This is a genomic window from Streptomyces zhihengii (genome assembly GCF_016919245.1).
Lineage (GTDB): Bacteria > Actinomycetota > Actinomycetes > Streptomycetales > Streptomycetaceae > Streptomyces > Streptomyces zhihengii.
Map to the genome: position 1 here is coordinate 1,405,579 of NZ_JAFEJA010000002.1, position 21,492 is coordinate 1,427,070.

The 21,492-nt window shown below is 75.6% G+C and carries 21 protein-coding genes, 1 pseudogene and 1 riboswitch; of the genes and pseudogenes, 8 read left to right on the forward strand and 14 right to left on the reverse strand.

All coding sequences use genetic code 11. The features are described 5' to 3' along the window. Nucleotides 1–2 precede the first annotated feature (2 nt). Nucleotides 3–2,039 (reverse strand): glycosyl hydrolase family 28-related protein, encoded by a 2,037-nt coding sequence (locus tag JE024_RS33600; protein WP_205377651.1) that lies wholly within the window; start codon nucleotides 2,037–2,039, stop codon nucleotides 3–5. A gap of 201 nt (nucleotides 2,040–2,240) precedes the next feature. Next, on the reverse strand, nucleotides 2,241–2,972 hold the full coding sequence (locus tag JE024_RS33605) for a MerR family transcriptional regulator (RefSeq protein WP_205377652.1): 732 nt from the start codon (nucleotides 2,970–2,972) through the stop codon (nucleotides 2,241–2,243). 74 nt (nucleotides 2,973–3,046) lie between these two features. Between JE024_RS33605 and JE024_RS33610 the strand changes: the two genes are divergently transcribed. Further along, nucleotides 3,047–3,520 (forward strand): DUF6194 family protein, encoded by a 474-nt coding sequence (locus JE024_RS33610; RefSeq protein WP_205377653.1) that lies wholly within the window; start codon nucleotides 3,047–3,049, stop codon nucleotides 3,518–3,520. A gap of 238 nt (nucleotides 3,521–3,758) precedes the next feature. Here the strand turns inward: JE024_RS33610 and JE024_RS33615 are convergent, their stop codons facing one another. Both JE024_RS33615 and JE024_RS33620 read right to left on the reverse strand, forming a co-directional pair. After that, a complete protein-coding gene (locus tag JE024_RS33615) occupies nucleotides 3,759–3,932 on the reverse strand; it encodes a hypothetical protein (protein WP_205377654.1) in 174 nt (57 codons plus the stop codon). Nucleotides 3,933–4,016: 84 nt separating this feature from the next. After that, entirely contained in the window at nucleotides 4,017–4,811 is a 795-nt protein-coding gene (locus tag JE024_RS33620; protein WP_205377655.1) for an SDR family NAD(P)-dependent oxidoreductase, read from the reverse strand. Between the two features lie 262 nt (nucleotides 4,812–5,073). Continuing rightward, nucleotides 5,074–5,260: riboswitch (cobalamin riboswitch) on the forward strand. Between the two features lie 42 nt (nucleotides 5,261–5,302). On the opposite strand from JE024_RS33620, the gene JE024_RS33625 reads away from it, so the two are divergent. Further along, nucleotides 5,303–5,707 (forward strand): (2Fe-2S) ferredoxin domain-containing protein, encoded by a 405-nt coding sequence (locus tag JE024_RS33625; protein WP_205377656.1) that lies wholly within the window; start codon nucleotides 5,303–5,305, stop codon nucleotides 5,705–5,707. Nucleotides 5,708–5,977: 270 nt separating this feature from the next. After that, entirely contained in the window at nucleotides 5,978–6,733 is a 756-nt protein-coding gene (locus tag JE024_RS33630; RefSeq protein WP_244883616.1) for a dienelactone hydrolase family protein, read from the forward strand. Between the two features lie 45 nt (nucleotides 6,734–6,778). On the opposite strand, the gene JE024_RS33635 is transcribed toward JE024_RS33630, so the two are convergent. From JE024_RS33635 to JE024_RS33645, 3 genes are all read right to left on the reverse strand, one after another. Further along, on the reverse strand, nucleotides 6,779–7,273 hold the full coding sequence (locus JE024_RS33635; protein WP_205377657.1) for an MSMEG_6728 family protein: 495 nt from the start codon (nucleotides 7,271–7,273) through the stop codon (nucleotides 6,779–6,781). A gap of 46 nt (nucleotides 7,274–7,319) precedes the next feature. Then, the gene (locus JE024_RS33640; RefSeq protein ID WP_205377658.1) at nucleotides 7,320–7,661 is read right to left on the reverse strand and encodes a hypothetical protein; all 342 of its coding nucleotides are present in this window, start codon (nucleotides 7,659–7,661) and stop codon (nucleotides 7,320–7,322) included. Between the two features lie 184 nt (nucleotides 7,662–7,845). After that, complete coding sequence (locus JE024_RS33645) at nucleotides 7,846–8,727, reverse strand: SDR family oxidoreductase (protein WP_205377659.1); 882 nt, start codon at nucleotides 8,725–8,727, stop codon at nucleotides 7,846–7,848. 296 nt (nucleotides 8,728–9,023) lie between these two features. On the opposite strand from JE024_RS33645, the gene JE024_RS33650 reads away from it, so the two are divergent. Together JE024_RS33650 and JE024_RS33655 are read left to right on the forward strand one after the other, a co-directional pair. Beyond that, entirely contained in the window at nucleotides 9,024–9,473 is a 450-nt protein-coding gene (locus JE024_RS33650; RefSeq protein ID WP_205377660.1) for an SRPBCC family protein, read from the forward strand. Beyond that, nucleotides 9,473–11,092 (forward strand): phytoene desaturase family protein, encoded by a 1,620-nt coding sequence (locus JE024_RS33655; protein WP_205377661.1) that lies wholly within the window; start codon nucleotides 9,473–9,475, stop codon nucleotides 11,090–11,092. Before JE024_RS33650 ends, JE024_RS33655 begins: the two co-directional genes overlap by 1 nt. Before the next feature lie 92 nt (nucleotides 11,093–11,184). On the opposite strand, the gene JE024_RS33660 is transcribed toward JE024_RS33655, so the two are convergent. Both JE024_RS33660 and JE024_RS42410 read right to left on the reverse strand, forming a co-directional pair. Further along, complete coding sequence (locus tag JE024_RS33660) at nucleotides 11,185–12,747, reverse strand: mucoidy inhibitor MuiA family protein (protein WP_205377662.1); 1,563 nt, start codon at nucleotides 12,745–12,747, stop codon at nucleotides 11,185–11,187. A 5-nt stretch (nucleotides 12,748–12,752) separates the two neighbouring features. Then, nucleotides 12,753–14,818, reverse strand: a pseudogene (locus JE024_RS42410) (DUF4139 domain-containing protein). A 145-nt stretch (nucleotides 14,819–14,963) separates the two neighbouring features. Here JE024_RS42410 and JE024_RS33670 point away from each other — a divergent pair. The 3 genes from JE024_RS33670 to JE024_RS33680 all read left to right on the forward strand — a co-directional run bounded on the left by JE024_RS33670 (nucleotide 14,964) and on the right by JE024_RS33680 (nucleotide 17,381). Then, nucleotides 14,964–15,785, forward strand: coding sequence for an inositol monophosphatase family protein (locus JE024_RS33670; RefSeq protein WP_372449909.1), 822 nt, complete (start codon nucleotides 14,964–14,966; stop codon nucleotides 15,783–15,785). Nucleotides 15,786–15,904: 119 nt separating this feature from the next. Continuing rightward, entirely contained in the window at nucleotides 15,905–16,774 is an 870-nt protein-coding gene (locus JE024_RS33675; RefSeq protein WP_205377664.1) for an APH(3'') family aminoglycoside O-phosphotransferase, read from the forward strand. Between the two features lie 58 nt (nucleotides 16,775–16,832). After that, on the forward strand, nucleotides 16,833–17,381 hold the full coding sequence (locus tag JE024_RS33680; protein ID WP_205377665.1) for a DUF1707 SHOCT-like domain-containing protein: 549 nt from the start codon (nucleotides 16,833–16,835) through the stop codon (nucleotides 17,379–17,381). 42 nt (nucleotides 17,382–17,423) lie between these two features. On the opposite strand, the gene JE024_RS33685 is transcribed toward JE024_RS33680, so the two are convergent. The 5 genes from JE024_RS33685 to JE024_RS33705 are packed head-to-tail and all read right to left on the reverse strand — an operon-like array spanning nucleotide 17,424 to nucleotide 21,240. After that, nucleotides 17,424–18,668, reverse strand: coding sequence for a cytochrome P450 family protein (locus JE024_RS33685; protein WP_205377666.1), 1,245 nt, complete (start codon nucleotides 18,666–18,668; stop codon nucleotides 17,424–17,426). Further along, the gene (locus tag JE024_RS33690) at nucleotides 18,665–19,894 is read right to left on the reverse strand and encodes a cytochrome P450 (protein ID WP_205377667.1); all 1,230 of its coding nucleotides are present in this window, start codon (nucleotides 19,892–19,894) and stop codon (nucleotides 18,665–18,667) included. Before JE024_RS33690 ends, JE024_RS33685 begins: the two co-directional genes overlap by 4 nt. Continuing rightward, a complete protein-coding gene (locus JE024_RS33695) occupies nucleotides 19,891–20,508 on the reverse strand; it encodes a GTP-binding protein (RefSeq protein ID WP_205377668.1) in 618 nt (205 codons plus the stop codon). The genes JE024_RS33690 and JE024_RS33695 overlap by 4 nt, the downstream gene beginning before the upstream one ends. Continuing rightward, nucleotides 20,489–20,842 carry a DUF742 domain-containing protein gene (locus tag JE024_RS33700; RefSeq protein WP_205378497.1) on the reverse strand — a complete coding sequence of 118 codons (354 nt, stop codon included), beginning with the start codon at nucleotides 20,840–20,842 and terminating at the stop codon, nucleotides 20,489–20,491. The genes JE024_RS33695 and JE024_RS33700 overlap by 20 nt, the downstream gene beginning before the upstream one ends. Further along, the gene (locus tag JE024_RS33705) at nucleotides 20,839–21,240 is read right to left on the reverse strand and encodes a roadblock/LC7 domain-containing protein (RefSeq protein ID WP_030212242.1); all 402 of its coding nucleotides are present in this window, start codon (nucleotides 21,238–21,240) and stop codon (nucleotides 20,839–20,841) included. Before JE024_RS33705 ends, JE024_RS33700 begins: the two co-directional genes overlap by 4 nt. Nucleotides 21,241–21,492 lie beyond the last annotated feature (252 nt).

Genomic DNA, 21,492 nt, shown 5'->3' on the forward strand with positions numbered 1-21,492 from the left:
CCTCACCAGGTCGAGGGCGGCGGCGGCAGGACGACCGGCGGCCGGTCGTCGCAGGTGATGGTGTTGGGCAGCAGCCACCCCGCGAGCCAGCCGCCGTCGTTGCCGCCCCGGTCGGTGAGGGAGAACTCCGATCCCGTGGCCGGGAAGTTGAACGAGCCGCAGTTGTTGACGCCCACGGCGCCGACGTTGCGGGCGTCCACGTTCTCGAAGGTGGCGGATCCCCGGGTGCGGGCGCTGAGCACGGAGTTTCCGGTGCCGTCGACGCGGATGTCCTTGAAATGGACCGAGGGGATGTCGTACCGGTCCTTCACCCCGTACTCGCTCACCATCATGATCGCGTTGTGGGTGCTGTCGAGGTAGTGGTCGCCGGTCACCCTGATGTCGGCGTCGATGCTCCGGTCGAGTGCGTAGAACCAGATCGCGCCGAGTCCGATCCTCCAGTTGAGGTCGAGGGTTCCGGCGCGGACGGTCGTGTTGCCGGTGAAGCGGAGGGTGCCGGTGAAGGGTTCGGCGCCGAAGCGGGAACCGGCGTGCAGCGCGCTGCCCTCGCGGACGGGGTCGGCGACGAGATTGCCGCTGACGGTGTTGTCGGCGCCGCCGTAGACGGCGATGCCGTTGGCCAGCGTCGGCGACTGGACGGTGTTGCGGGAGAAGGTGTTGCGCGCGTCGGCCGTCGTGTCGGACCACATGGCGAGCCCGTCGTCCCCGGTGTTGCGGACGAAGTTGTTGTGGACGAGCGAGTCGGTGACACCCGTGTGGAAGTTGAGGGCGTCGGCGATCTGGTCGACGACGACGTTGTTCGTGACCTTCACGTTCGACATCGGGCCGTCGAACCACAGGCCCACCTTGGTGTGGTGCAGGTACAGCCCGTCGATCGTGGAGTCGCTCATCGCCCCGCCGATCGCGTTCACCTGGTCGGTGTCGACCCGCTCTCGCACGTCGCCCTCGATCGCGAAGCCCCGGAGGTGGACGCCCCGGCTGCCGCCGTCCGCCGCGCTCTTCCCGTACAGCCCGACCCCGGTGGTCCGGGAACCGTCGGGGGCGGGTGTGCCGAGGGCCGTGGCGCGGCCCTTGAGGACGGTGTGCCAGTTGCCGGCCCCGACGATGGTGACGTCGTCGACCACGATGTGCCGGTCGACGCGGAAGGTGCCCGGCGGCAGGTAGACCGGCCGGTCGAGCCGGCGGGCCAGGGCGACGGCCCGCTCGATGGCGGGTGCGGCGTCGCGCCGTCCGGTGGGGTCGGCACCGAACAGCCGCACGTCCAGGCCGCCCCGCTCGACGTGCGGCTTCGCAACCAGTTCGCTGTCGAGGAGGTCGATCACCGTCCAGGCGGCGCGGCTGCCGGCGGGCACGGTCAGCCGGACGCGCTCCCCGGCCCGGTGGGTGCGTCCCAGGTGGAGCCGCTGCTCGTCGTAGAAGTGGGTGGGCCGGAAGGGCTTGCCGATCTCCGGCGCCGGCGTGGTCTCCGCGGGGACGCAGGAGCACTCGGCGATCCACCAGTCGGGGTGGAGCAGGTCCGCCCGGGGGTCGTTGGTGAACGGGTACTGGTTGTACAGCCAGGCGTACTGGGAGGTCAGCGTCATCGTCCTGCGATGCTGCCCGTCGACGGTGACGTCGAGGGGAGCGGTGATCCCGCCTCCTTCGGGGGCGTCCGGGATGCTGTAGCGCACGGTGACGGCGTTGGCGTCGCGGGGCAGTGTGAACTCGACGTACTGGCCGGGTGTCAGCCTCACGGCCGAGCGCCCGGAGGCCTCGGAGGCCAGGGTGTAGGGCGTCCGGTCCGGGCCGATGACCGTGCCGTTGCCGCGGGCGTTCTCCGCCTCCTGCTCGTCGAAGGCCACGGTGGCGCCCCGCCCCGCGACGAGCGCGGGGTCGACGGCGGCCCGGGTGACCACGGGAGCACCGGGGTCCGCGGGACCGGACGGACGGCCCGCCGCCGCGGCGTCGGGCGTCGCGGTCAGGAACAGGGCGAGGACGGTGGTCACCAGGGCGGCTCTTCGGCCGCTTCGTGCGCCATGTCCGGCACGGCTCGCATACATCCGGGACTCACTTCTGTCGGGCGGTAGAGGGAGCGCGCGCCCCCGCGCACGGCAGGGGGCGGCGTGGGGACAGTAGGGCCCGCGGTGATCCGCCCACAAGAGTTCTGTCGAAAAATTGCGTGTCAAAGGCAAATCGATGCAGGGGAATGTTGAGTGATTGCCCTCGACCGGAGGTCGACGTCGAGGTACGCGCGCCCGGCGTCAGGCGCCGCGCGGGGCGTCCTCGTCGAGCAGCGCGCCGAGGGCGGCGGCCCCGTCGAGCAGAGCCCGGGAGCGGGCCGTGAGCGCGGTCTCCCGGCTGTCCAGCGCCGCCGCCACCTCCGTCCACCGGCGACCCCGCCGCAGCTCCGGCATCAGGGCCCGGAGCGGGCCGATCCGGTACCCGGCCCCGCGCAGTTGATGGACGACGCGCGCGTCCCGCACCTGGGCCGGCGAGTACCGCCGCGTCCCCCGGACCGGGTCGCGGTCGGGTACGGCGAGCCCCTCCGCGTCCCAGTGCCGCAGCGTCGACGGGCGCACCCCGAGGGCCCCGGCGAGCTCGGAGACACCCATCGCGTCCGACACCCGCACCGCCCCGATCGGCTCACCCGAGATCAGCCCGGCGGCCTCCCGCGCGCGGCGCAGCCCGGCACGTTCCGCGTCCAGCCGCGCGTGCGCCGCGTCCAGCAGGGCGAACACCTCCGGCGACCCGGGGAACCGGTGCGCGGCCCGCACGATCCGTTTCGCCTCGACCGGACCGGCGCCCGCCGCGAACGCCCGGTAGGCCAGCGCGGACCGCACATGCCGCTCCCCGTGGACCCGGTGCCCCGACGCCGTGCGCGCCGCGGGCGGGAGCACACCGTCGCGTTCGAGGTTGCGCACCTGCTGCACCGAGTACCCCGTCCGCCGCGCGACGTCGACGGTCCGCAGACGCGCCGAGTGGAGACCTGTCATCCCGAATCCCTTCGCCCACCGGCTCCCGGCCGCCCCCAAGTCTCCACAAGCACCTGAATGGAACGCTGGAGCACATGACCCAGGACGAGATCATCACCTTCACGAGCGGCATGGACGGCGTGCTGACCATCCGCCCGGTCCCCGGGGACGGTTCGCCGGACGCCGCCCAGGGGGACACGTACTTCTACTACGCCCCCGACGGCGCCGTCCCCGCGACCGCCCAGCCGTTCGCGACCATCGTGACCAAGGACCTCCCCGGCGACACGACGTCGCACCTCGACCGTCCCGGCGCCTACCGGGTGAACGTCGCCGCGGGGAAGGAGGAGTTCACCCGGTGGACCGGCCGCGCGCCCCGCGACCCGGCCCCCGCCGGAGCGGGCACCGACGACGACACCGTGACCGCCCACCCCGTCTACGGCGCCGCCGGCTGGCTGGCGGTGGCGAACCCGGGCCCCCGCACGCGGACGGCCGCCAGGGAGCTGCTGACCACCGCCCACCGCCTCGCCCGCGCCCGCCACGAGCGGCGCTCCGGCACCACGGGAAGCTGACGGCGGATCATCCGGCGGAACCGCCGATGATCCGTTCGCGGTGCGGTCCGCGGTGCGGTCGGCGGTCAGGCGGCGGTGCGGCAGGCGGTTCGTTCCGCGGTTCGTGCGGCGGCTCGGTCCGCGGTACGAGGCCCCCGCCGCCGGAAGGGCCCCGGCACCGCGCCGGGACGCGGAACGGGGCCCGGCGTCCGTCCCATGGACACCGGGCCCCGTGGCCCCTCGCGGTACGCGGCCGCGGTCAGTGGCCGAAGCCGCCCTTGGTCTTCTCCTTGGCCTCCCGGGCCTTGCCCCGGGTCTCCAGGGCCGCACCCTTCGCCGCGGTGGTCTCGTTGTGCATCGCGTGGGCGGCCTTGCGCACGGCCTTCCCGACAACCTGCTCGGTCTTGGCCTTGGCCTTCTCTCCGGCGCTCATGTCGGTCCTTTCCTCGCTGCGTCGTTGCTCACGCACTCGCCTGCCCGTGCTCCCGGCGGGGAAACACACCGTTTCCGAGCGGTGTCACGGCAGGATCGAGTCGACGTAGCCCCCGTCGACCCGCAGCGCGCCGCCCGTCGTCGCCGAGGCGAAACCGGAGGCGAGGTAGACGACCAGGTGCGCGATCTCCTCGGGCTCGATCAGCCGCTGGATCAGCGACTGCGGCCGGTGCTCCCTCATGAAGACCCGCTGCGCCTCGTCCCAGGGGAGGTCCGGGCCGACGAGTTCGCGGACGAAGTCCTCGACCCCTCCGGTGTGCGTGGGGCCCGCGATCACCGAGTTGACCGTCACGCCCGTGCCCGCCGCCTCCTTGGCGAAGCCCCGGGTGACGGCCAGCAGGGCGGTCTTGGTCGCGCCGTAGTGGATCATCTCGGCCGGGGTCACCACCGCCGAGTCGCTGGCGATGTTCAGCACCCGGCCCCAGCCGCGGTCCGTCATCCCCGGCAGGCAGGAGCGGATGAGGCGGACCGCCGACAGCACGTTCACGTCGAAGTAGCGCCGCCACTCGGCGTCGTCGATCTCCAGCGCCGGCCGCGCCCCGAAGACGCCGAGATTGTTGACGAGCACATCGACCCGGGGGAGCCGCCCCAGCACGTCCCCGGCCCCCTCCTCCGTGGCCAGATCCCCCGGCGCGGCCACGAAGTCGCCCTCCGGTACCTGCCCGCGCAGCCGCTCGACCGCCTCCCCAGTCCGTCCGGCATCGCGTCCGTTGACGGCGACACGCGCGCCGGCCGCCGCCAGACCGGCGGCGATCGCCGCCCCGATCCCCTGGGTCGACCCGGTCACCAGGGCCGTCTTCCCGCCGAGGTCGATCTGCATCGCGACTGCGCTCCTCACATGGTCGGATCCGCCGGGAGGCCCGGTGCACCCGTCCGGAGCCGGCGGGGTGGTGCGGTGCGCCCTCAATTGAGTCACCTCCGCCCCGGGCCGTCGCCGCCGACACGCGAACACAACCGCCGACACGCGAACAGCGGCGCCGGCACCCGAACACCGCGCGGGCGAACACCGCGCGGGCGAACACCGCGCGGGCGCATGCGCGTCGGCCCCTGTGCCCACGTCCGCCGGCCTCCGTTCCGGCTCAAGATCGCGGATGAGATGATGCCCGGCGACAAGGCGACGGCGGACGAGGAAGCCGGTGTGAATCCGGCGCGGTCCCGCCACTGTGATCGGTGAGCCGGTCCCGACGAGCCCCTGCCCGCACGGGCGGGAAGGCGGCGGACGGGCACGGACCCGAGAGCCAGGAGACTCACGCGGTCGCCTCCTCCACGAACCACCGGGGCGGATCTCCCCGGAGAGAGGGACGGTGCGCCATGCCCGCCACACCCACCGGAGCGACGACCGGCGAACCCGCGCGCAGGACGGGCGGCGGACCCGTGCCGTGCCGCGTCGTCGTCTGCCGCGACTGCTGCTGCGGCAGCTCCAAGGTGCGGGGCGTCGACCACGCCGCCCAGACCGCACGCCTGCGCCAGGCCGGGCCGGTGAGCGTCTCCGACTGCCTCGACGTGTGCGACCAGGCCAATGTCATCGTGGTCCGGCCCTCCGCCGCGGGCAGGGCCGCCGGCGGGCGCCCGGTCTGGCTCGGGCTGGTCAACGACGCCGCGGCGACGGAGGACGTCGTCGCCTGGGTCCGCGCCGGCGGCCCCGGCATCGCACCGCTGCCGGACATCCTCGACCTGTACACGTTCACCCCGCCCGGCCGCCCGGCGGTCTCCTGACGCCACCGCCGTGTCCGCCGCAGGCGCGGCGGACACCCGGCTCGGTGTCCTCGGCGGATGCCGGGCGTCGTCCGGGGCCCGGGGCGGGTTCTGCCGGCGGCGGAACACCGCCCGGACGGGGCCCGACGATCACTACGGTCCCTTCCCATGACGACGAGGACGACGAGGACGACACAGGCGACCGGGGCGACGCAGACGGCACGGGCGGCACGGGCGGCACGGACGACGGTGACGACGCGCACGGTCGCGTACCCGGCCGACGGTCTGACGATGACCGGGCACCTCGCGCTCCCGGCCGGTGCCGACCGCCGGCCCGCGGTGCTGCTGGGACCGGAGGGCACGGGGCTCAGCGACGTCGAACGCCGCCGGGCCGATGCCCTCGCCGAGCGGGGATACGTGGCGCTGGCCTTCGACCTCCACGGCGGGCGCTATCTGGGCGACCCCGAGGAGATGCTGGCCCGGTGCCTGCCCCTGCTCGACGACCCCGACCGGATGCGGGGCATCGGCCGTGCGGCGCTCGACGTGCTGCGCGCCGAACCGCGGACCGACCCCGACCGGATCGCCGCCGTCGGCTACGGCACCGGGGGCGCGATCGCGCTGGAACTCGGGCGCGACGGCGTCGATCTGCGCGCGATCGGGACGGTCAACGCGACCACCACGGGCCGGCCGGGCGAGGCGGGGAACATTCGCTGCCCGGTGTGGGCAGGGGTCGGGTCACAGGATCCGATCATGGCGCCCGCGCAACGGGACGCGTTCACGGCCGAGATGCAGGCCGCGGGCGTCGACTGGCGTCTGACGGTCTACGGCGGCGCCCTGCACGCCTTCCACCATCCGACGGTCGATCACCCCACGGTCCCCGGCGTCGGTCACCATCCACGGCACGCGCGGCGGGCCTGGCGCGACGTGCTCGACCTGCTCGCCGAGTGCCTACCCCTGACGGAGGACCTGACTCAGGACATGACGGGGGACCAGGCGGAGGACCCGATGGGGGACATGACGGGGGACCCGGCGGCGGGCATGGGCTGAGCCCGGTCGCGAGACCCGCCGCCGCGAGCGACGACCCCGGCCCGTTCAGCCCGCCCGGGCCGGGGGCTCGGTGGCCCGGTCGGAGGACGGCCACACGTAGGGCAGGTCGTCCGGCACGTCGGGGAACCGCTCGCGGTAGTGCGCGGGGTCCTTGCGGACCAGCGCGGACCGGTGGCTGCGGTGGAAGTCCGCCGAGCCGAGCCACGGCGGGAGGTCCCCGGCCTCCGCGAGGCGGTCCTGGCTCCGCACGGTGGACAGCCCCTCGGGCGCCCAGCCCCGGAAGTCGTGCACCAGGGTCAGCGCGCAGGTGTCGGCGCGCCCGGCGTCCGTCCACACCTCGCACATGTCGAGCCCGTAGCGGACGAGCGCCTCCTCGTATCCCGCCCACATGCGCACGGCCGGATGCCGGCGCCAGCCGTATCCGGGCACGGTGAGGCCGCGGAGCACCTGGAGCGCCTCCACCCGCTGCTTGCCCAGACGCTTGACGTCCAGCGCGGCCGCCGACTCCCTGAAGTCCGGGTACGGCAGAAAGGTCTGCACACCGGTTCACCTCCTGTGCGGGCGCCTCGCGACCGCCCGGGGACGGTCAGATGCCGACGGTGTCGAGCGCCTCGCCCATGCACGAGGCCGACGGCACCGAGCGGCCCGCGCCGGAGCCGCGCAGCAGCGTCCGCACGGCCGGGGAGGGCGCTGCGACGCACAGAGGCAGGCGCCTGCCGACGTCCGTGAGCCACTCCACCAGGCTGTCGTCGGCCGAGGTCACCGCGCCCGCGTCGACGACCAGGGCGGCGTCCTTCGCGGCGATGCCGTCGACGGTGCGGACCACGCTGTCGAGGGCCGGGCCGCGCGGGGTGTCCCCGAGGGTGATCACCCACGCCCGGCCGCGTCGCCGGATGCCGGGGGCCGTGAAGCAGGGGGTCGCTGTCATCTGCGGTTCTCCAAACGGGTCGCGGACCGGATGGGGCGGGCTGGGCACGGAACCGGCGGCCCCGCCGGACGGCGATCGCACGACCGCCGCCCGTCCGGCCGGTGTCCGGCCCGCTTACCCCCACCCGGCGAGTCCACACCCACCGCGCCGGGGCCGCCCCGCGGGTGCCTCCACCCGGGGGACGTCATCGCCCTCGGCCGCGGGCCGCCCAGTCCGCCTCGCCGCCCGCGCCCAGGACCCCCGAGGCCCGGGCGAGCTCGCCGGTGTCGAGCCGCTTCAGATGCCTGCGGGCCACCAGTCCCACGAGCGGCGGAAACGCCGGACGCAGCGGCTGGACGAGCCGCAGCCACGGCGGGCAGTGGATGCTCGTGGACCGCCGCTCGACGCCCCGCCGCAGCCGGCGGGCCACCTCCTCCGCGGTGTGCACCCGCGCGGCGAAGCGCGGCTGCGAGGCGCGCAGGGCCTCCAGCACCGGATGCTCGTCGATGTCCCGGGTCATCTCTGTCCTCGTCCAGTGGAGATACGCGATCCCGACCCCGATCCCCTGGGCGGCGACCTCGGCGCGCAGGGCCTGCGCGAAGGACTCGGCGCCCGCCTTCGAGGCGCAGTACGCGCTCATCATGGGGGCTGCCCCGAAGGCCGCCGTGCTGGCGACCTGGAGGAAGTACCCCTGAGTACGGGCGAGTTGGGGAAGGAAGGCGCGCGCGGTGTTGGCGCTGCCGAACAGGTTGACGCCCACCACGCGCTCCCACAGCGCGGGGTCGCCCCCGGCGAAAGGGCCCGTGGCCGCGATGCCCGCGTTGGCCACCACCACGGACGCCGGCCCCATCTCGTCCGCCACCCGGGCCGCGGTCGCCTCCATGGCCGCCAGGTCCGTGACGTCCACCCCGAAGCACCGTGCGTCCCAGGGCAGCTCGACGGCGACGGCCCGGAGCGTCTCGACCTCCCGGCCCAGCAGCGCGACCCGCAGCCCGCGGGCGGCCAGCTCGCGCGACAGCGCGGCGCCGATGCCCCGGGCCGCCCCGGTGACCACCGCCACGCGGCGGTGCGGAAATCCGTTGTCCATCCGGTGTCCCTTCGGCCGGGACCGTCGCGCGGTCCTCGGGGTGTCCGCCGCCGCGCGATCGTGCGCGGGCCGCTGCCGCACCGGGCATTCTCCGGCAGGCGCCGTGCCGCCGCCCGTCCTGCGGCGGGTCGCCGGGTACCCGGCGCGGCCCGGTGCACACCGCCGCCCGCCCCGCGGCGGGTCACCGGGTACCCGGCGCACACCGCCGCCGGCCGCCCGCAGGACGGCACGGGCGCGCCGGTCTACGCTGAACGGGTCCGGCAGCGCACCTGTCCGGCCGCACCCCTGGAGGGCTCATGGCTGTGCGACACCGACTCGTCCGGCGCACACCCCAGCAGGTGTGGGACGTCCTCGCGGACGGCGACCGCTTCGGCACCTGGGTGGTGGGGACCTCGGGGTCCTCGGAGCGGGACGGCGAGTGGCCGGCGGAGGGGGCGCGCATCACGTACACCGTCCGCCTCGGCCGGTGGCAGGCGGACGGCCGGACGGTGGTGCGCGTCAGCGAACCGCCGCGCCGCCTGGAGCTGGAGGCCTACAGCGGCCCCCTCGGCACCGCCCGGATCGCCTTCGAACTGCGCCCCTGGGGCGACGACACCCTGGTGATCTTCGACGAGCACCCGCTGCGCGGTATGGGCGGCGCCGTGCACAATGCGGCCCTGGACGCCGTGCAGCAGCTGCGGCACCGGGTTCTGCTGCGCCGGTTCGCGCGGACCGTGGAAGACGCCACCGCCCCGGAGCGGCGCTGATGCCCGACGCCGTGGTGATCGGCGCCGGCCCCAACGGGCTCGTCGCCGCCAATCTGCTCGCCGACGAGGGCTGGAGCGTCGAGGTCCTGGAGGCCCAGGACCGTCCCGGCGGGGCCGTCCGCAGCGACAGCGGTGTGCTGCCCGGCTACGTCCACGACCTGTTCAGCGCCTTCTACCCGCTGGCGGCCGCCTCCCCGGTGCTCGCCGGGCTCGACCTCGGCCGAGAGGGGCTGCGCTGGGCCCGCGCGCCGCGGGTGCTGGCACACCATCTGCCCGACGGGCGCTGCGCCGTGCTGGACGCTTCGCCGGAACGCACCGCCGAGGGCCTGGACGCCTTCGCGGCGGGCGACGGCGAGGCATGGGAACGCCTGTACGAGGTGTGGCAGCGGCTCGGGGACGACATCGTGCGGGCGCTGTTCACGCCGTTCCCGCCCGTACGTGCCGCCGGGCGCCTCGCCGCCCGGATGCGGGGAGCCGGCGGGCTGAGCCTCGCACGCACCCTGCTGCTGCCCGTGCGCAGGCTCGGCGAGGAGCACTTCCGCGGCGAGGGCGGCCGGCTGCTGCTCGCCGGGAACGCGCTCCACGCCGACCTCGGCCCGGAGGCCGCCGGCAGCGGCGGCTACGGCTGGCTGATGTCCATGCTCGGCCAGCACGTGGGCTTCCCGGCGCCCGTCGGCGGCGCGAGCGCCCTGACCGACGCGCTGGTCTCCCGGCTCCGGCGGCGCGGCGGCGCCGTCCGCTGCGGCCAGGAGGCGGCCGGCGTGGTGGTGCGCGGCGGGCGGGCCGTCGCCGTGCGGACCGCCGGCGGCGAGGAGGTGAGGGCGAACCGCGCGGTGCTGGCGGACGTGTCGGCGCCCGCCCTGTACGGACGCCTGGTGGACCGGGACCATCTGCCGCCGAGCCTGTCGGCGGCCATGGACCGCTTCCAGTGGGACTACGCCACCTTCAAGGTCGACTGGGCGCTCGACCGCCCGGTCCCGTGGACCTCGCCGGGGGCGTCGGAGGCCGGGACGGTGCATCTGGCCGACGGCGTCGACGGGCTGACCCGCTTCGCCGCGCAGCTCGCCTGCGGCCAGGTGCCCTCCAGGCCCTTCCTCGTCCTCGGCCAGATGACGACCACCGACCCATCCCGCTCACCCGCCGGCACGGAATCGGCCTGGGCGTACACCCATGTGCCCCACGAGGTGCGCGGCGACGCCGGGCCCGCCGGTATCCGGGGCATCTGGGACGAGGCCGAGCGGGAGGCCATGGCCGACCGCGTCGAGGCCCAGGTCGAGCGCTGCGCGCCCGGGTTCCGCGACGGGGTGCGGGCCCGCCGGGTGCTCGCCCCGCCCACGCTCCAGGCGCTCGACGCCAACCTCCACGGTGGCGCCATCAACGGCGGCACCGCCTCCCTGCACCAGCAGCTCCTCTTCCGCCCGCTGCCCGGCACCGGCCGCCCCGAGACCCCCGTACCCGGGCTCTACCTGGCGTCCGCCTCCGCGCACCCGGGCGGCGGCGTGCACGGCGCGCCTGGCGCGAACGCCGCGCGGGCCGCCCTGCGCTCCCGGCCCCCCCGCCGGCTGCTGGCCCGCGCCCAGCACACCCTCGCCCGGCGCTCCGGCGAACCCCGGCCCTGACCCGGGCCCGGCGCGGCCGGTGCCAGGGCGCGGTGCCAAGGCGCACGGCTCCGGGGCGCGGGGTGCTCCGACGCTGCCCCGCGCGCCCGTGCTCAGAGCCCCGCGACCTTGGAGCCCGCGACGAGTTCGTAGGCCAGGGTCACCGTGCGGGAGCCGCCCGGCGGCAGCAGGACCTCCCAGCGGACGACGCCCTCCTCGTCGACGGCGTCGGGCGCCGGGGAGCAGGCGTCCTTGCGGACGCGTACCTCCACCGCCGAGACCTCGGAGACGGGGATCCGCTCCCGCACGACGACCAGCCGGTCGCCCTCCTCGCCCGGGGGCGAGAACCGGGACAGATGGAGGGTGACCGTCCGCGAGATCACGGTCCGCTGGGCGAGGCCGGTGACATCGCGGAACTCCTCCGTCCGCCGGACCACCCGGTGGTCGTCGCGGCTGCCGAAGGCCAGCTCCAGCGGCGCGCCGGGAGCGGTGAACTCCAGGGTGCCGCGGCCGGTGAAGCCGCTGCCGCGGATCAGGTCCACCGGACCGGCGAGCAGGGTGTGGCCGGCCAGGTTGTCGGACCGCACCACCTGGGTGACCAGCGGCGACAGTTCGGGCGCGCAGGCGTACTCGCTGCGCGCGGACGCCATGAACGAGGAGACGGGCACCCGGTGGGCCCGCCCGTCCCCGGGGACGGACACCGGCGCGGGGGCGGTGAGGACGCGGGTCTCGCCGCCGTCGTCCACCCCGGGCAGGCCCTGGACGGGCGCCGGCCCGAGATCCCCGATCTCCTCCTCGCGCAGTTCCACGTCGACCGTGCGGCGTTCGGCGGCCGAGCGGTCCCGCAGGGTCAGCCGGTCCTCCGTCAGCCGCGGCGGCTCGGCCGCCTGCGCCGAGCGGGCCGTCGACAGCGTCAGCCGGACGTCGTGCCAGTCCTCGCCGGTGCGCTGCCACACCATCGCGTCGGTCTCCAGCGTCAGCGAACCGCCGTCCAGCACCGCCCGGTAGGCGGGGCGCCACAGGGCGCACGGGGTCAGATGAGTCAGCCGCAGCCCGGCCGGGCCCGCCGCCGCGGACTCCACGGTCAGCTCGACATGGCCGAGCAGCTCCGCGGGCTCCTGGACGGACTGCTCCATCGCCCGCCGCACGTCGCCGAGTTCGGCGGCGAGGGCGGTGAGCCGGGCCTCGGTGGCGCGCAGCCGCTCGCCGTGGCTGTCGCGCTCGGCGTCGACCCGGTCCAGGGCGTCCGCCCAGCGGGCGGCGTCCGCCTCACCGGCCCCCGCGCCCTCGGCGGCGTCGCGCAGCACATCGGCGGCGAGACGGCCGAGCAGGTCCAGCCGGGCGCGCAGCCGGTCGCGGAGCTGCTCCAGCGTGCGCCGCTCCGTGTCGAGTTCGTGCTCGCGCAGGCGCAGGGCGGGGTCGTCGCCGGGGGACGGTACCGGGTGGCGCGGGGTCCAGGCGCGCACGATCCGCACGTCCAGCACGGTCGCCTCGTGGCCCGCGGTCAGTTCGGCGTGCAGGGTGCGGTCGACAGCGAGGGCGCCGATGGGCCCGAGCCGCAGCCGCTGCACACCCGCCTCCAGGGCGAGCGTGGCGGTGCGTTCGACCTGCGCGCGGTCCTCCAGGCAGGTGACGGCGGTGACGGGAAGGGGGATCGGCTGCGGATCCGTGGACATGGTGGTCAGCTCCTGCGGTTGCCGCCGGCGAGGGACTTGCCCGCCGGGAAGCGGATCTCGTAGCCGCCGTCGAAGACGGCGGTGCCCCCGGCGCGCAGCTCCGCCCGCCAGACGCGGGTGCCCGGGACGGGGGGCTCGGAGTCCGCGCCGTGCCCGGGCGCGGCCCAGTCGCCCCGTTCCTGGATGCGGACGTCCGCCTCGGAGGTGACGGGCACCCGTTCGCGGATCTCGACGGTGACGGGCCCGGGGAGCCGGTTGGCCAGCTCCACATGGACGCGGTGGTCGAGCACGGTGGTGGTGTTGCGCAGGCCCGCGGCCGACTCGTGCAGGCTCGTGCGGCGGGTGACCCGGATGCCCTCGGCCCGGCCCAGCCCGACCCGGCGGACGCCGCCGGGCGGCAGCGTCGGCAGGGCGGCCGTCAGCAGGAACTCGTCGTCCACGGTGACCTCCACCGGGCCGGCCAGCAGCGCCTGGTCCGTGGCGTTGGAGAGCACCAGCGTCGCGTACACGGTCTGCTCCACGGACGGCACGCACAGGTACTCCGTGCGCAGTCCGACCGCGATCTCACCGACGGTGACGGTGTGCCAGGTGCCGTCCGAGGGGATGTCGGCGCGGGCGGCCGCGTCGAAGCGGTGGTCGAAGGAGCCGGCCGAGACCCGGGGAGGCACGGCGTGCGCGGGCAGCGGCAGCGAGGCCACCGCCTCGGCGCGCCGCCGGTGTTCGGCGGCCACCGCGTCGCCCGACGCGCCGGGGAACAGCCGCCCCCGGCGTCCGGACGGGGCGTCGGCGCCGCTCAGCACGAGGGCGGCGTAGTCGAGTTCGGCGTCGCTCGGGCGCGGCGGGCCGGCGGGCGGCTGGGCGGACGGCGGCGGGGGCGCCGACGGCACGGGACCGCCCGGCGGGGCCGGTGCGGCGGGCGCGCCCGGCCGGCCGGCGGCCGACCGCGCACGGGGGGAGGGCGCCGCCTGTGCGGGTGCCGGGGCGCTCTTGAAGGCCTCCGGTGCCGCGCCGAAGACGCCGCCCGGCTGCGGGAGTCCGGCGGGAGCGGCGCCGTACCCCAGCGGGGCGGGCGGCGGCGGGGAGGCGGGGGCGGCGGCAGGGCGCCCGCCGAAGTGGGTACCGCCACGGGCGCGGCGGCGGGGCGGGGGCCCGCCGCGTCGTAGCCGGTGAACAGGCCCGCGAGGCCCGGCGGGGGCTCGCGCCACCCGGACGGCGCGGGAGCGGGCTGGCTGCGGCCGATGCGGACGGAACGCAGCCGGGGTAGATCGGTGCGGCGCCCCAGGTCGGCGGTGGCCAGCGCGACACGCACGCCCGTCCAGTCCTCGCCGGTGCGCTGGGCGACTGATGCCCGCAGCACCAGCCGTCCGCCGTCCTCGCCCTGACGGTGCGTCAGGCGGTACGCGGGCACCCAGACGGCCCCCGGTACCCCGTACTCCAGCTCGATCCCGACCTCGGGCCGCCCCTCGGCGCCGTCCAGGGTGAGGACGGCCGAGACGGTGGTCGCGACATGCGCCGCGGGCGCGTCCGTCGACGCCCGCGCGAGCCGGTCCCCGGCGACGGCCAGTTCGTGCCCGGCGTCCCGCAGCGCGTCCTCCAGTTCGGCGAGGCGGGCGTGCAGCCGGGTGAGCCGCTCGTCGGTGAAGGCGGAGAGCTCCAGCCACGCGTCCACGGGGGTGCGGCGGGGCGGGTCCCCCCGCCGGGGCACCGGCGGGACCGGGCGCAGCGCGGAGACCTCCTCGATCAGCGCGGCCTGCCGGTCCCGGCGGGCCAGGGCCGCCGCGTGGGCGTCGCGCAGCCGCTCGACCTCGCCGCGCAGCCCGTCGGGCGGGCCGGCGCCGGCGGGCTCCGCCTCGGTCTCCACCCGGGCCTCGGTGACCCGTACCCCGGCGGCGCCCGTGACGTGGGCCCGCAGCGAGGCGGGGTCGAGGCTGCGCGGCAGTCCGGTCACCCGGATCCGGCCGTCCTGCGGCACGCGTCCCGCGGCGAGGCGGCGGCAGAGCGCGCCCTGCGCGTAGACGACGACCGAATCGAGGGTGGATCCCCACCTGTCCGCTGTCCCAGTCGCTTCCATGTCCTCCGCCCCCGACGCGCCAGTGCGGACCGAAGCCTACTGCCGGGCGCGGCGCACGGTGGGGCCCCGGTCCCGGTGACACCGGTCCGTGACCGACAGGGCACCGGGCGGGGGCGGTTGGGCGGCGGCGACCCGCTTCGGTAGCCTGCCGGGCGTGATCGACACACACAGCTCCTTCGACGCTGCCGCCGACGACGCCGATGTCGCGGCGGCCGGGGCGCTGGCCGGCGCGGACGTGGTCCGGAGCATGTACGGACGGCGGCTCGGCCGTATCGACAAGGGCGGCGGGGACTTCGCCACGGACGCCGACGTGGCGGCCGAGAAGGCCGTGCTCGACGTCATCCGGGCCGCGCGGCCCGGCGACGCGGTGCTCGGCGAGGAGGGCGGGCAGCAGGGCGCCGCGGGCGCCGCGCGCCAGTGGCTGGTGGACCCGCTGTGCGGCACGCTGAACTACGCCGTCAGCACCATGGCGGTGGCCGTCAACGTGGCGCTGCGCGACGGGGCGGCCGCGGTGGCCGACCCGTTCGGCGGCGAGGTCTACCTCACCGACGGCAGGACCGCCCGGGTACGGCGCGAAGGAGCCGGCGAGGAGCCGCTCAGGCCCTCGTCCGCCAGCCGCCTGGTGGACGTCAACCTCGATCCGCCGTTCCCGCACGCCCCCGGCTTCCGGGCCGTCGAACTGCTCGCCCACCCCGGCTTCGCCGCGCGCTTCCGGCCCCGGGTGGTGTCGACGACCCTGGCCGTGGCCTGGGTCGCCGCCGGCAGACGGGCCGCGTACGTCACCGACGGGGGCGACCTCTCGGACAGCGTGCACTTCGCGGCCGGCATCGCGCTGTGCCGGGCCGCCGGCTGCGTCGTCACCGGGATCGACGGGGCTCCGATCGGCGAGACGGCCGGCGGGCTGGTGGCCGCCGCCGACGAGGAGACCCACGCGCTGCTGATGTCGATGATCCGGGGCGGGGCGTAGGCAGCGCGGGGGAGTTCGGACCGGGGCCGCCGGGCCCGTGGTCCTGCCCGTGCGCGGCAGGGAAGGCGCCCCTGGCGTGATCGCGGCCCCGCCCGCCACCGGGCTCGTAGACTCGCGCCATGCCCTCCTCGCCCCCGCCGGAACCGCAGGACGAACGCCCCGCCCAGCCCCGGACCGCACCGGACGCACCTCGCGAGGCGCCGCCCGCGCCCCCCGGCGCGGACGGCGACTGGCTGCCCGTCGGCGGGGGAGAGTCGGGAGCCGCCGTCTTCCGCGGCGCGGACGCCACCCGCTACGCCAAGTGCGTCCCGGCCGCGGACACGGAGGCCCTGCGCGCCGAACGCGACCGGATCACCTGGCTGTCGGGGCAGGGCGTGCCGGGCCCCCGGGTGCTCGACTGGTACTCCGGCGACGCAGGCGCCTGCCTGGTGAGCAGCGCCGTCCCAGGTACCGGCGCCGACCGGCTGCCGCCGGAGGCCCTGCGGGCCGCCTGGGGATCCGTCACCGACGCCGTCCGCCGGCTCCACCGGCTGCCCGCCGCCGAATGCCCGTACGACAGGGGCCTCGACATCATGGTCGCCGCCGCCCGCGACGTGGTCGCCCGCGGCGCGGTGGATCCCGCGTTCCTGCCCGACGAGCAACAGCACACGCCTGCGGGCCTGTTGCTGGAGCGCGTCCTCGCCCAGGTGCCCCGGCGGCGCGCACAGGAGCCCGCCGACACCGTGGTCTGCCACGGGGACCTCTGCCTGCCCAACATCCTCGTCGACCCGCACACCCTGGAGGTGACGGGCTTCATCGACCTGGGCCGCCTCGGGCGGGCCGACCGGCACGCCGACGTGGCGCTGCTGCTCGCCAACGCGCGGGAGACCTGGGCCGACGAGGAGCAGGCCGAGGCCGCGGACGCGGCGTTCGCCGAGGGGTACGGCATGGTCCCGGACCCCGGCAGGCTGCGGTTCTACCTCGACCTCGACCCGCTCACCTGGGGCTGACCGGAGGCCGCGCCGGGCACCGCTCCCCGCCGCGCGGCCCCGGCAGTAGGGTGACGCCGTGACCCTTTCGCAGGAGGATCCGCTGACACCCGTCGCCGACGACGACCGCGACGCCGCGCTGCGGCGCGTGAGGGACGCCTACGGCCAAGGGCACCTGAGCCACGAGGAGTTGGAGGAGCGCATCCAGCGCGTCCTCACCGCACGGACGCGCGGCGACCTCGGCCCCGCGCTCGACGCGCTCCCGGCGGAGCCGGACTCCGCCGCCACGGTCCTCGCCGCCGTGGGACGCATCCGGCGCGGCAGGGGCTGGCGCGTCCCGCGGACCCTCACCGTCGCCTCCGCCTTCGCCAAGGTGCGCTTGGACCTGTCACGGGCCGTCCTGGAACACCCGGTGGTCGACATCGAGCTGCGACTGGGCACCGGCAGCGCGCGGATCGTCGTGCCGCGCGACGCGGTCGTGGAACTCGACGCGGTGGTGGCCCCGATGAAGGACACCCGCTACCGCGCCAGGGCGCGGACCGGTGCGGACGGCCCCGCCGGACCGCGGATCCGGATCACCGGGACCCTGGGCTTCGGCCGGCTGACCGTCCGTCACGCACGCCGCTAGCCGTCGTCCGCCCGGCCCCCGCCCGGGGGCCGGGGCGGGAGATCAGGCCAGCACGACCGGGAGGTCGAACAGGTCGTTCTGCGTCACGACCGGCTTGTTGCGGAGCTCCCCGGGCGCGACGGCGAGCCGCAGGTCCGGGAATCGCGCGTAGAGCGCGGGCAGCGCGACCGACGCCTCCAGACGGGAGAGCGCCGCCCCGGGGCAGACATGCGGGCCGTGACCGAAGGAGATGTGCCGGTTCGGCGTACGCGTCACGTCGAACTCGCCCGCCGTCGGCCCGTGCTGCTCAGCGTCCCGGCCGATCGCGCCGAACGACACGATCAGGGCCTCGCCCTGCGGCAGCACCCGGTCGCCGACCTCGATGTCCTCCCGGGCGAAGCGGATGAGCACGTGCGAGGTCGGCGTGGACCAGCGCAGCGTCTCCTCGATCACGTTCTCCCAGGAGACCTCGCCGGAGAGCACCAGAGCGCGCTGCTCGGGGTGGGTCTCCAGGGCGACGACCGCGTTGACGATCAGGCTGATGGTCGTCTCGTGACCCGCGGCGACCATCAGCTGGAGGGTGTTGGTGATCTCCTCCGTGCTGAGCTTGTCACCGCCCTCGGACGCCTCGATCAGCGCGCTGGTCAGGTCGTCCCCGGGCCGCTCCTTCTTGCCCGCCACGATCCCCGCGAAGAGGACGCCCAGGTCCGCCATCATCTGCGGCACCTCCTCGGGCGGCGTCTGCGTCGAGAAGAACTTGTCGAACAGCGCCTTCATCCGCGGGTGGTCGGCCGGGTCGACGCCCATCAGCTCGCTGACCACGTTCATCGGCAGCGGGTACGCGAACTCCGCCTTCAGGTCGACCCGTTCACCGGCCGGCAGCGCCGAGAGCCGGTCCAGCATCCCGTCGGTCAGGGCCTGGATCCCTTCGCGCAGCCGCTCCACCCGGCGCGCGGTCAGCGCCTGCGCCACCAGGGTGCGCAGCCGCCGGTGCTCCTCGCCGTCGACGGTCAGCATCGACTTGCCCGGGTTGGCCAGCCCGATCAGCGGCCAGTCCATCGGTATCTCGCCGCGCTGCCAGGCGCCCCACACCTCGATGTCCTTGACCAGGCGGGAGTCGGTGAGCAGCTTCCGGGCCTCGGCGTGGTGGGTGACGGCCCAGCAGGGCACCCCGCCGGGCAGCACCACGCGGGCGAGCGGGCCCGCCTCGCGCAGCCGCGCGCCCTCGCCGTCGAGGTCGCCGACGAACGGGTCCAGGGTGATCACATCGGTGGCGGGCGCAGCGGTTCCGGCATGCGGGCAGGTCATCGCGTGGCTCCAAGGGCGGGGGTCGGGGTGTAGGTCACGGGAAGCGCGGTGAGGCCGCGCAGCCAGGGGGAGGGGCGCTGGGTGAGCGCGTGCTCGTCGACCGCGAGGTCGACGTCCGGCAGCCGGTCGAGCAGCACCTCGATCCCCGTCCGCGCGATGGTCTCCGCGACCTCCTGGGCGGGGAACGGGCAGCGGTGCTCGCCGTGGCCGAAGGAGAGATGGGCGTTGTTGCCGCCGGTCAGCGCCCCCGCGTCGGTGCGCACCTGGGGGTCGGAGTTGGCGGCGGCCAGGCCCAGCAGCACCAGGTCGCCGCGGCCGATCAGACGTCCGCCGAGGTGGGTGTCGCGCGAGGCCCAGCGGCCGGCGACGTTCTGCGTGGGGGTGTCCTCCCACAGCACCTCGTTCATCGCCTCGGCGACGCTGTGCCGGCCCCCGGAGAGGGAGGCGGCGAACCGGTCGTCGGTGAGCATCAGCCGCAGCGAGTTCCCGATCCAGTCGGCGCTCGGCTGGTGGCCGGCGGCCATCATCACCATGAGGTCCTGGGCGACCTCCTCGACCGTGAACCCGGCGGTGTTGGCGAGCATCCGGGAGGCGACGTCGTCGCCCGGCGCCGCGCTCTTCGCGGCCAGCAGCGCGCCCATCGACGTGCCGAGGTGGCGCTGGCCCTCCAGGGCGCCCTCCTGGCCGTTGATCATGTCGTTCATGGCCGTCACCAGGCCCGGCCCCTCCTCGTCGGCGAAGCCGTAGACGCTGGCGAGCACCCGCACCGGCAGCAGCATCGCGTACTCGGCGATGATGTCGCAGGACCCCTTGGCGCAGATGGCGTCGATGAGTTCGTCGGCGAAGCGCTCGGCCCGCTCCTTCAGGGCGAACGGGTCGATCGCCTCCAGCGCGTCGGAGATCACCCGGGCGCGCTCACGGTGCCGTTCGCCGGTGGTGTAGAGGATCGACGGCTGCTTGCGGCCGATCATCGGCAGCAGCGGCCAGTCGGCGGGGATGCGGTCCCACTGGTTCCACAGCTCGGAGTCGCGGGAGAACAGCACCGGATCGCTGGTGACCTGGTGGAGCTCGCGGTAGCCGAGCACCAACCAGGCGGGGATGTCGCCGTCCAGGACGACGGGCGCGACCGAGCCGTGCTCCCCGCGGATCTGCCGGTACAGCCCGGCCGGGTCGGTCTGGAAACGGGGGCCGCCCAGCGGGACGGGGCAGGTCTCGGGACGGGTCACGGGGCGGGCTCCGGGATCGGCTTCGGTTCCGCGGCGGTGACGGTCCGCAGATGCTCGACGAGCGAGATCAGGACCTGCTTGCTGGACTCGCGCGACCGGGCGTCGCAGAGCACCAGCGGGACCTCGTCGGCGAGGTCGAGGGCGTCGCGGATCTGGGCGGGGGTGTGGGCGGTGCCGCCGAAGTCGTTGCAGGCGACGACGAACGGCGTGCCGTGGTGCTCCAGCCGGTCGATGGCGTACCACGAGTCGGCGAGCCGGCGGGTGTCGACGAGTACGACCGCCCCGAGCGTGCCGGAGAACAGCCGGTCCCACAGGAACCAGAACCGCTCCTGGCCCGGCGCGCCGAACAGGTAGAGGACGTTGCGCTCGTCGAGCGAGATCCGGCCGAAGTCGAAGGCGACGGTGGTGGCCGTCTTCGCGGCGACCCCGTCGGTGTCGTCGACGCCCTCGCCGGCCTGCGTCATGGTCTCCTCGGTGTTCAGCGGACGGATCTCGCTGACCGAGCGCACCAGAGTGGTCTTGCCGACACCGAAGCCGCCGACGACCACGATCTTCAGGCCGTTGTCGGCGGTGCTGTGCAGGGTCTGGCGCTGTTCAGAGGTTACGGAGTCCAACGAGCACCTGCTCCAGGATGTCGTGATCGGGAAGGCGGTACGTGGGGCGGGGGTGGCGGGCGCTGATCCGGCCGGTGTCCTGCAGATCGGTCAGCAGGATGCGGGTGATCGACACCGGCAGCGAGAGCGCGGCCGCCACCTCCACCACGGCGGTGGGGTAGCGGCACATGCGCAGGATCGCGGCGTGCTCGGACTGCATGCCGGGGACCGGGTCGCTCTCGGCGACGACGAGCGTCACCAGGTCGAAGGCGTCGGTCCCGGCCCGGCTGCGCCCGCCGGTCAGGGTGTAGAGCCGGTCCGGGGTGTCGTCCCGGCCCGGTCTGCGGCGGCTCATCCCCGGGGCCTGGCGACGAGGTGCTCGCCGAGCTGCTCGACCAGCTCCGACATGTTGTGCCCGACGAGGCCGGCGTCCGCGTCCTCGTCCGCGACGAGCGCGAGGTGGGCGCCCTCGCCGGCCTCCACGATGAACAGGATGCCGCCGTAGAACTCGGCCATCGCGGAGCGCACCCCGCCCGTGCCGTCGCCGAACTCGACCGAGGCACCGTGCGACAGGCTCTGGATGCCCGCGGCGATGGCGGCGAGCTGGTCGGCCTGGTCGACGGAGAGCTCGGGGGTGCGGCAGAGCTTGAGGCCGTCGCGGGACAGGACCAGGGCGTGACGGGTGCCCGGGGTGCGTTCCAGCAGGCCTTCCAGGAGCCAGCTCAGCTTCTCGTCGGTCGTGGTGCCGGTCATTCGGGGTTGCCTTCCGGATGCGGGGTGTTCGGTGACGACGGCGTCCGGGGAGCGGACGTGGCGCCGTGCGGGGCGGAGGATGCGGCGGGGCCGGCCGGACGGTCGCCGTCCGCCGGGCCCGTCGGGGCGGGGGAGTCACCGGTGCCGCCGTCGGCGGCGGTCGCGCCGGTGGCGCGGACCGCCTTGCGGAAGCTGCCGAACCGGCTGGCGGCGCCCGCCGCCGCGCCGGTGCGCGGGGCCGCGGGGCGCTCC

Coding starts and splice junctions, on each gene's coding strand:
- JE024_RS33655 (WP_205377661.1), top strand. CDS start 9,473: ATGCCCGACGCCGTGGTGATCGGCGCCGGCCCCAACGGGCTCGTCGCC.
- JE024_RS33630 (WP_244883616.1), top strand. CDS start 5,978: ATGACCGGGCACCTCGCGCTCCCGGCCGGTGCCGACCGCCGGCCCGCG.
- JE024_RS33675 (WP_205377664.1), top strand. CDS start 15,905: ATGCCCTCCTCGCCCCCGCCGGAACCGCAGGACGAACGCCCCGCCCAG.
- JE024_RS33645 (WP_205377659.1), bottom strand. CDS start 8,727: ATGGACAACGGATTTCCGCACCGCCGCGTGGCGGTGGTCACCGGGGCG.
- JE024_RS33700 (WP_205378497.1), bottom strand. CDS start 20,842: ATGAGCCGCCGCAGACCGGGCCGGGACGACACCCCGGACCGGCTCTAC.
- JE024_RS33610 (WP_205377653.1), top strand. CDS start 3,047: ATGACCCAGGACGAGATCATCACCTTCACGAGCGGCATGGACGGCGTG.
- JE024_RS33685 (WP_205377666.1), bottom strand. CDS start 18,668: ATGACCTGCCCGCATGCCGGAACCGCTGCGCCCGCCACCGATGTGATC.
- JE024_RS33605 (WP_205377652.1), bottom strand. CDS start 2,972: ATGACAGGTCTCCACTCGGCGCGTCTGCGGACCGTCGACGTCGCGCGG.
- JE024_RS33625 (WP_205377656.1), top strand. CDS start 5,303: ATGCCCGCCACACCCACCGGAGCGACGACCGGCGAACCCGCGCGCAGG.
- JE024_RS33615 (WP_205377654.1), bottom strand. CDS start 3,932: ATGAGCGCCGGAGAGAAGGCCAAGGCCAAGACCGAGCAGGTTGTCGGG.
- JE024_RS33660 (WP_205377662.1), bottom strand. CDS start 12,747: ATGTCCACGGATCCGCAGCCGATCCCCCTTCCCGTCACCGCCGTCACC.
- JE024_RS33650 (WP_205377660.1), top strand. CDS start 9,024: ATGGCTGTGCGACACCGACTCGTCCGGCGCACACCCCAGCAGGTGTGG.
- JE024_RS33600 (WP_205377651.1), bottom strand. CDS start 2,039: ATGTATGCGAGCCGTGCCGGACATGGCGCACGAAGCGGCCGAAGAGCC.
- JE024_RS33705 (WP_030212242.1), bottom strand. CDS start 21,240: ATGACCGGCACCACGACCGACGAGAAGCTGAGCTGGCTCCTGGAAGGC.
- JE024_RS33620 (WP_205377655.1), bottom strand. CDS start 4,811: ATGCAGATCGACCTCGGCGGGAAGACGGCCCTGGTGACCGGGTCGACC.
- JE024_RS33640 (WP_205377658.1), bottom strand. CDS start 7,661: ATGACAGCGACCCCCTGCTTCACGGCCCCCGGCATCCGGCGACGCGGC.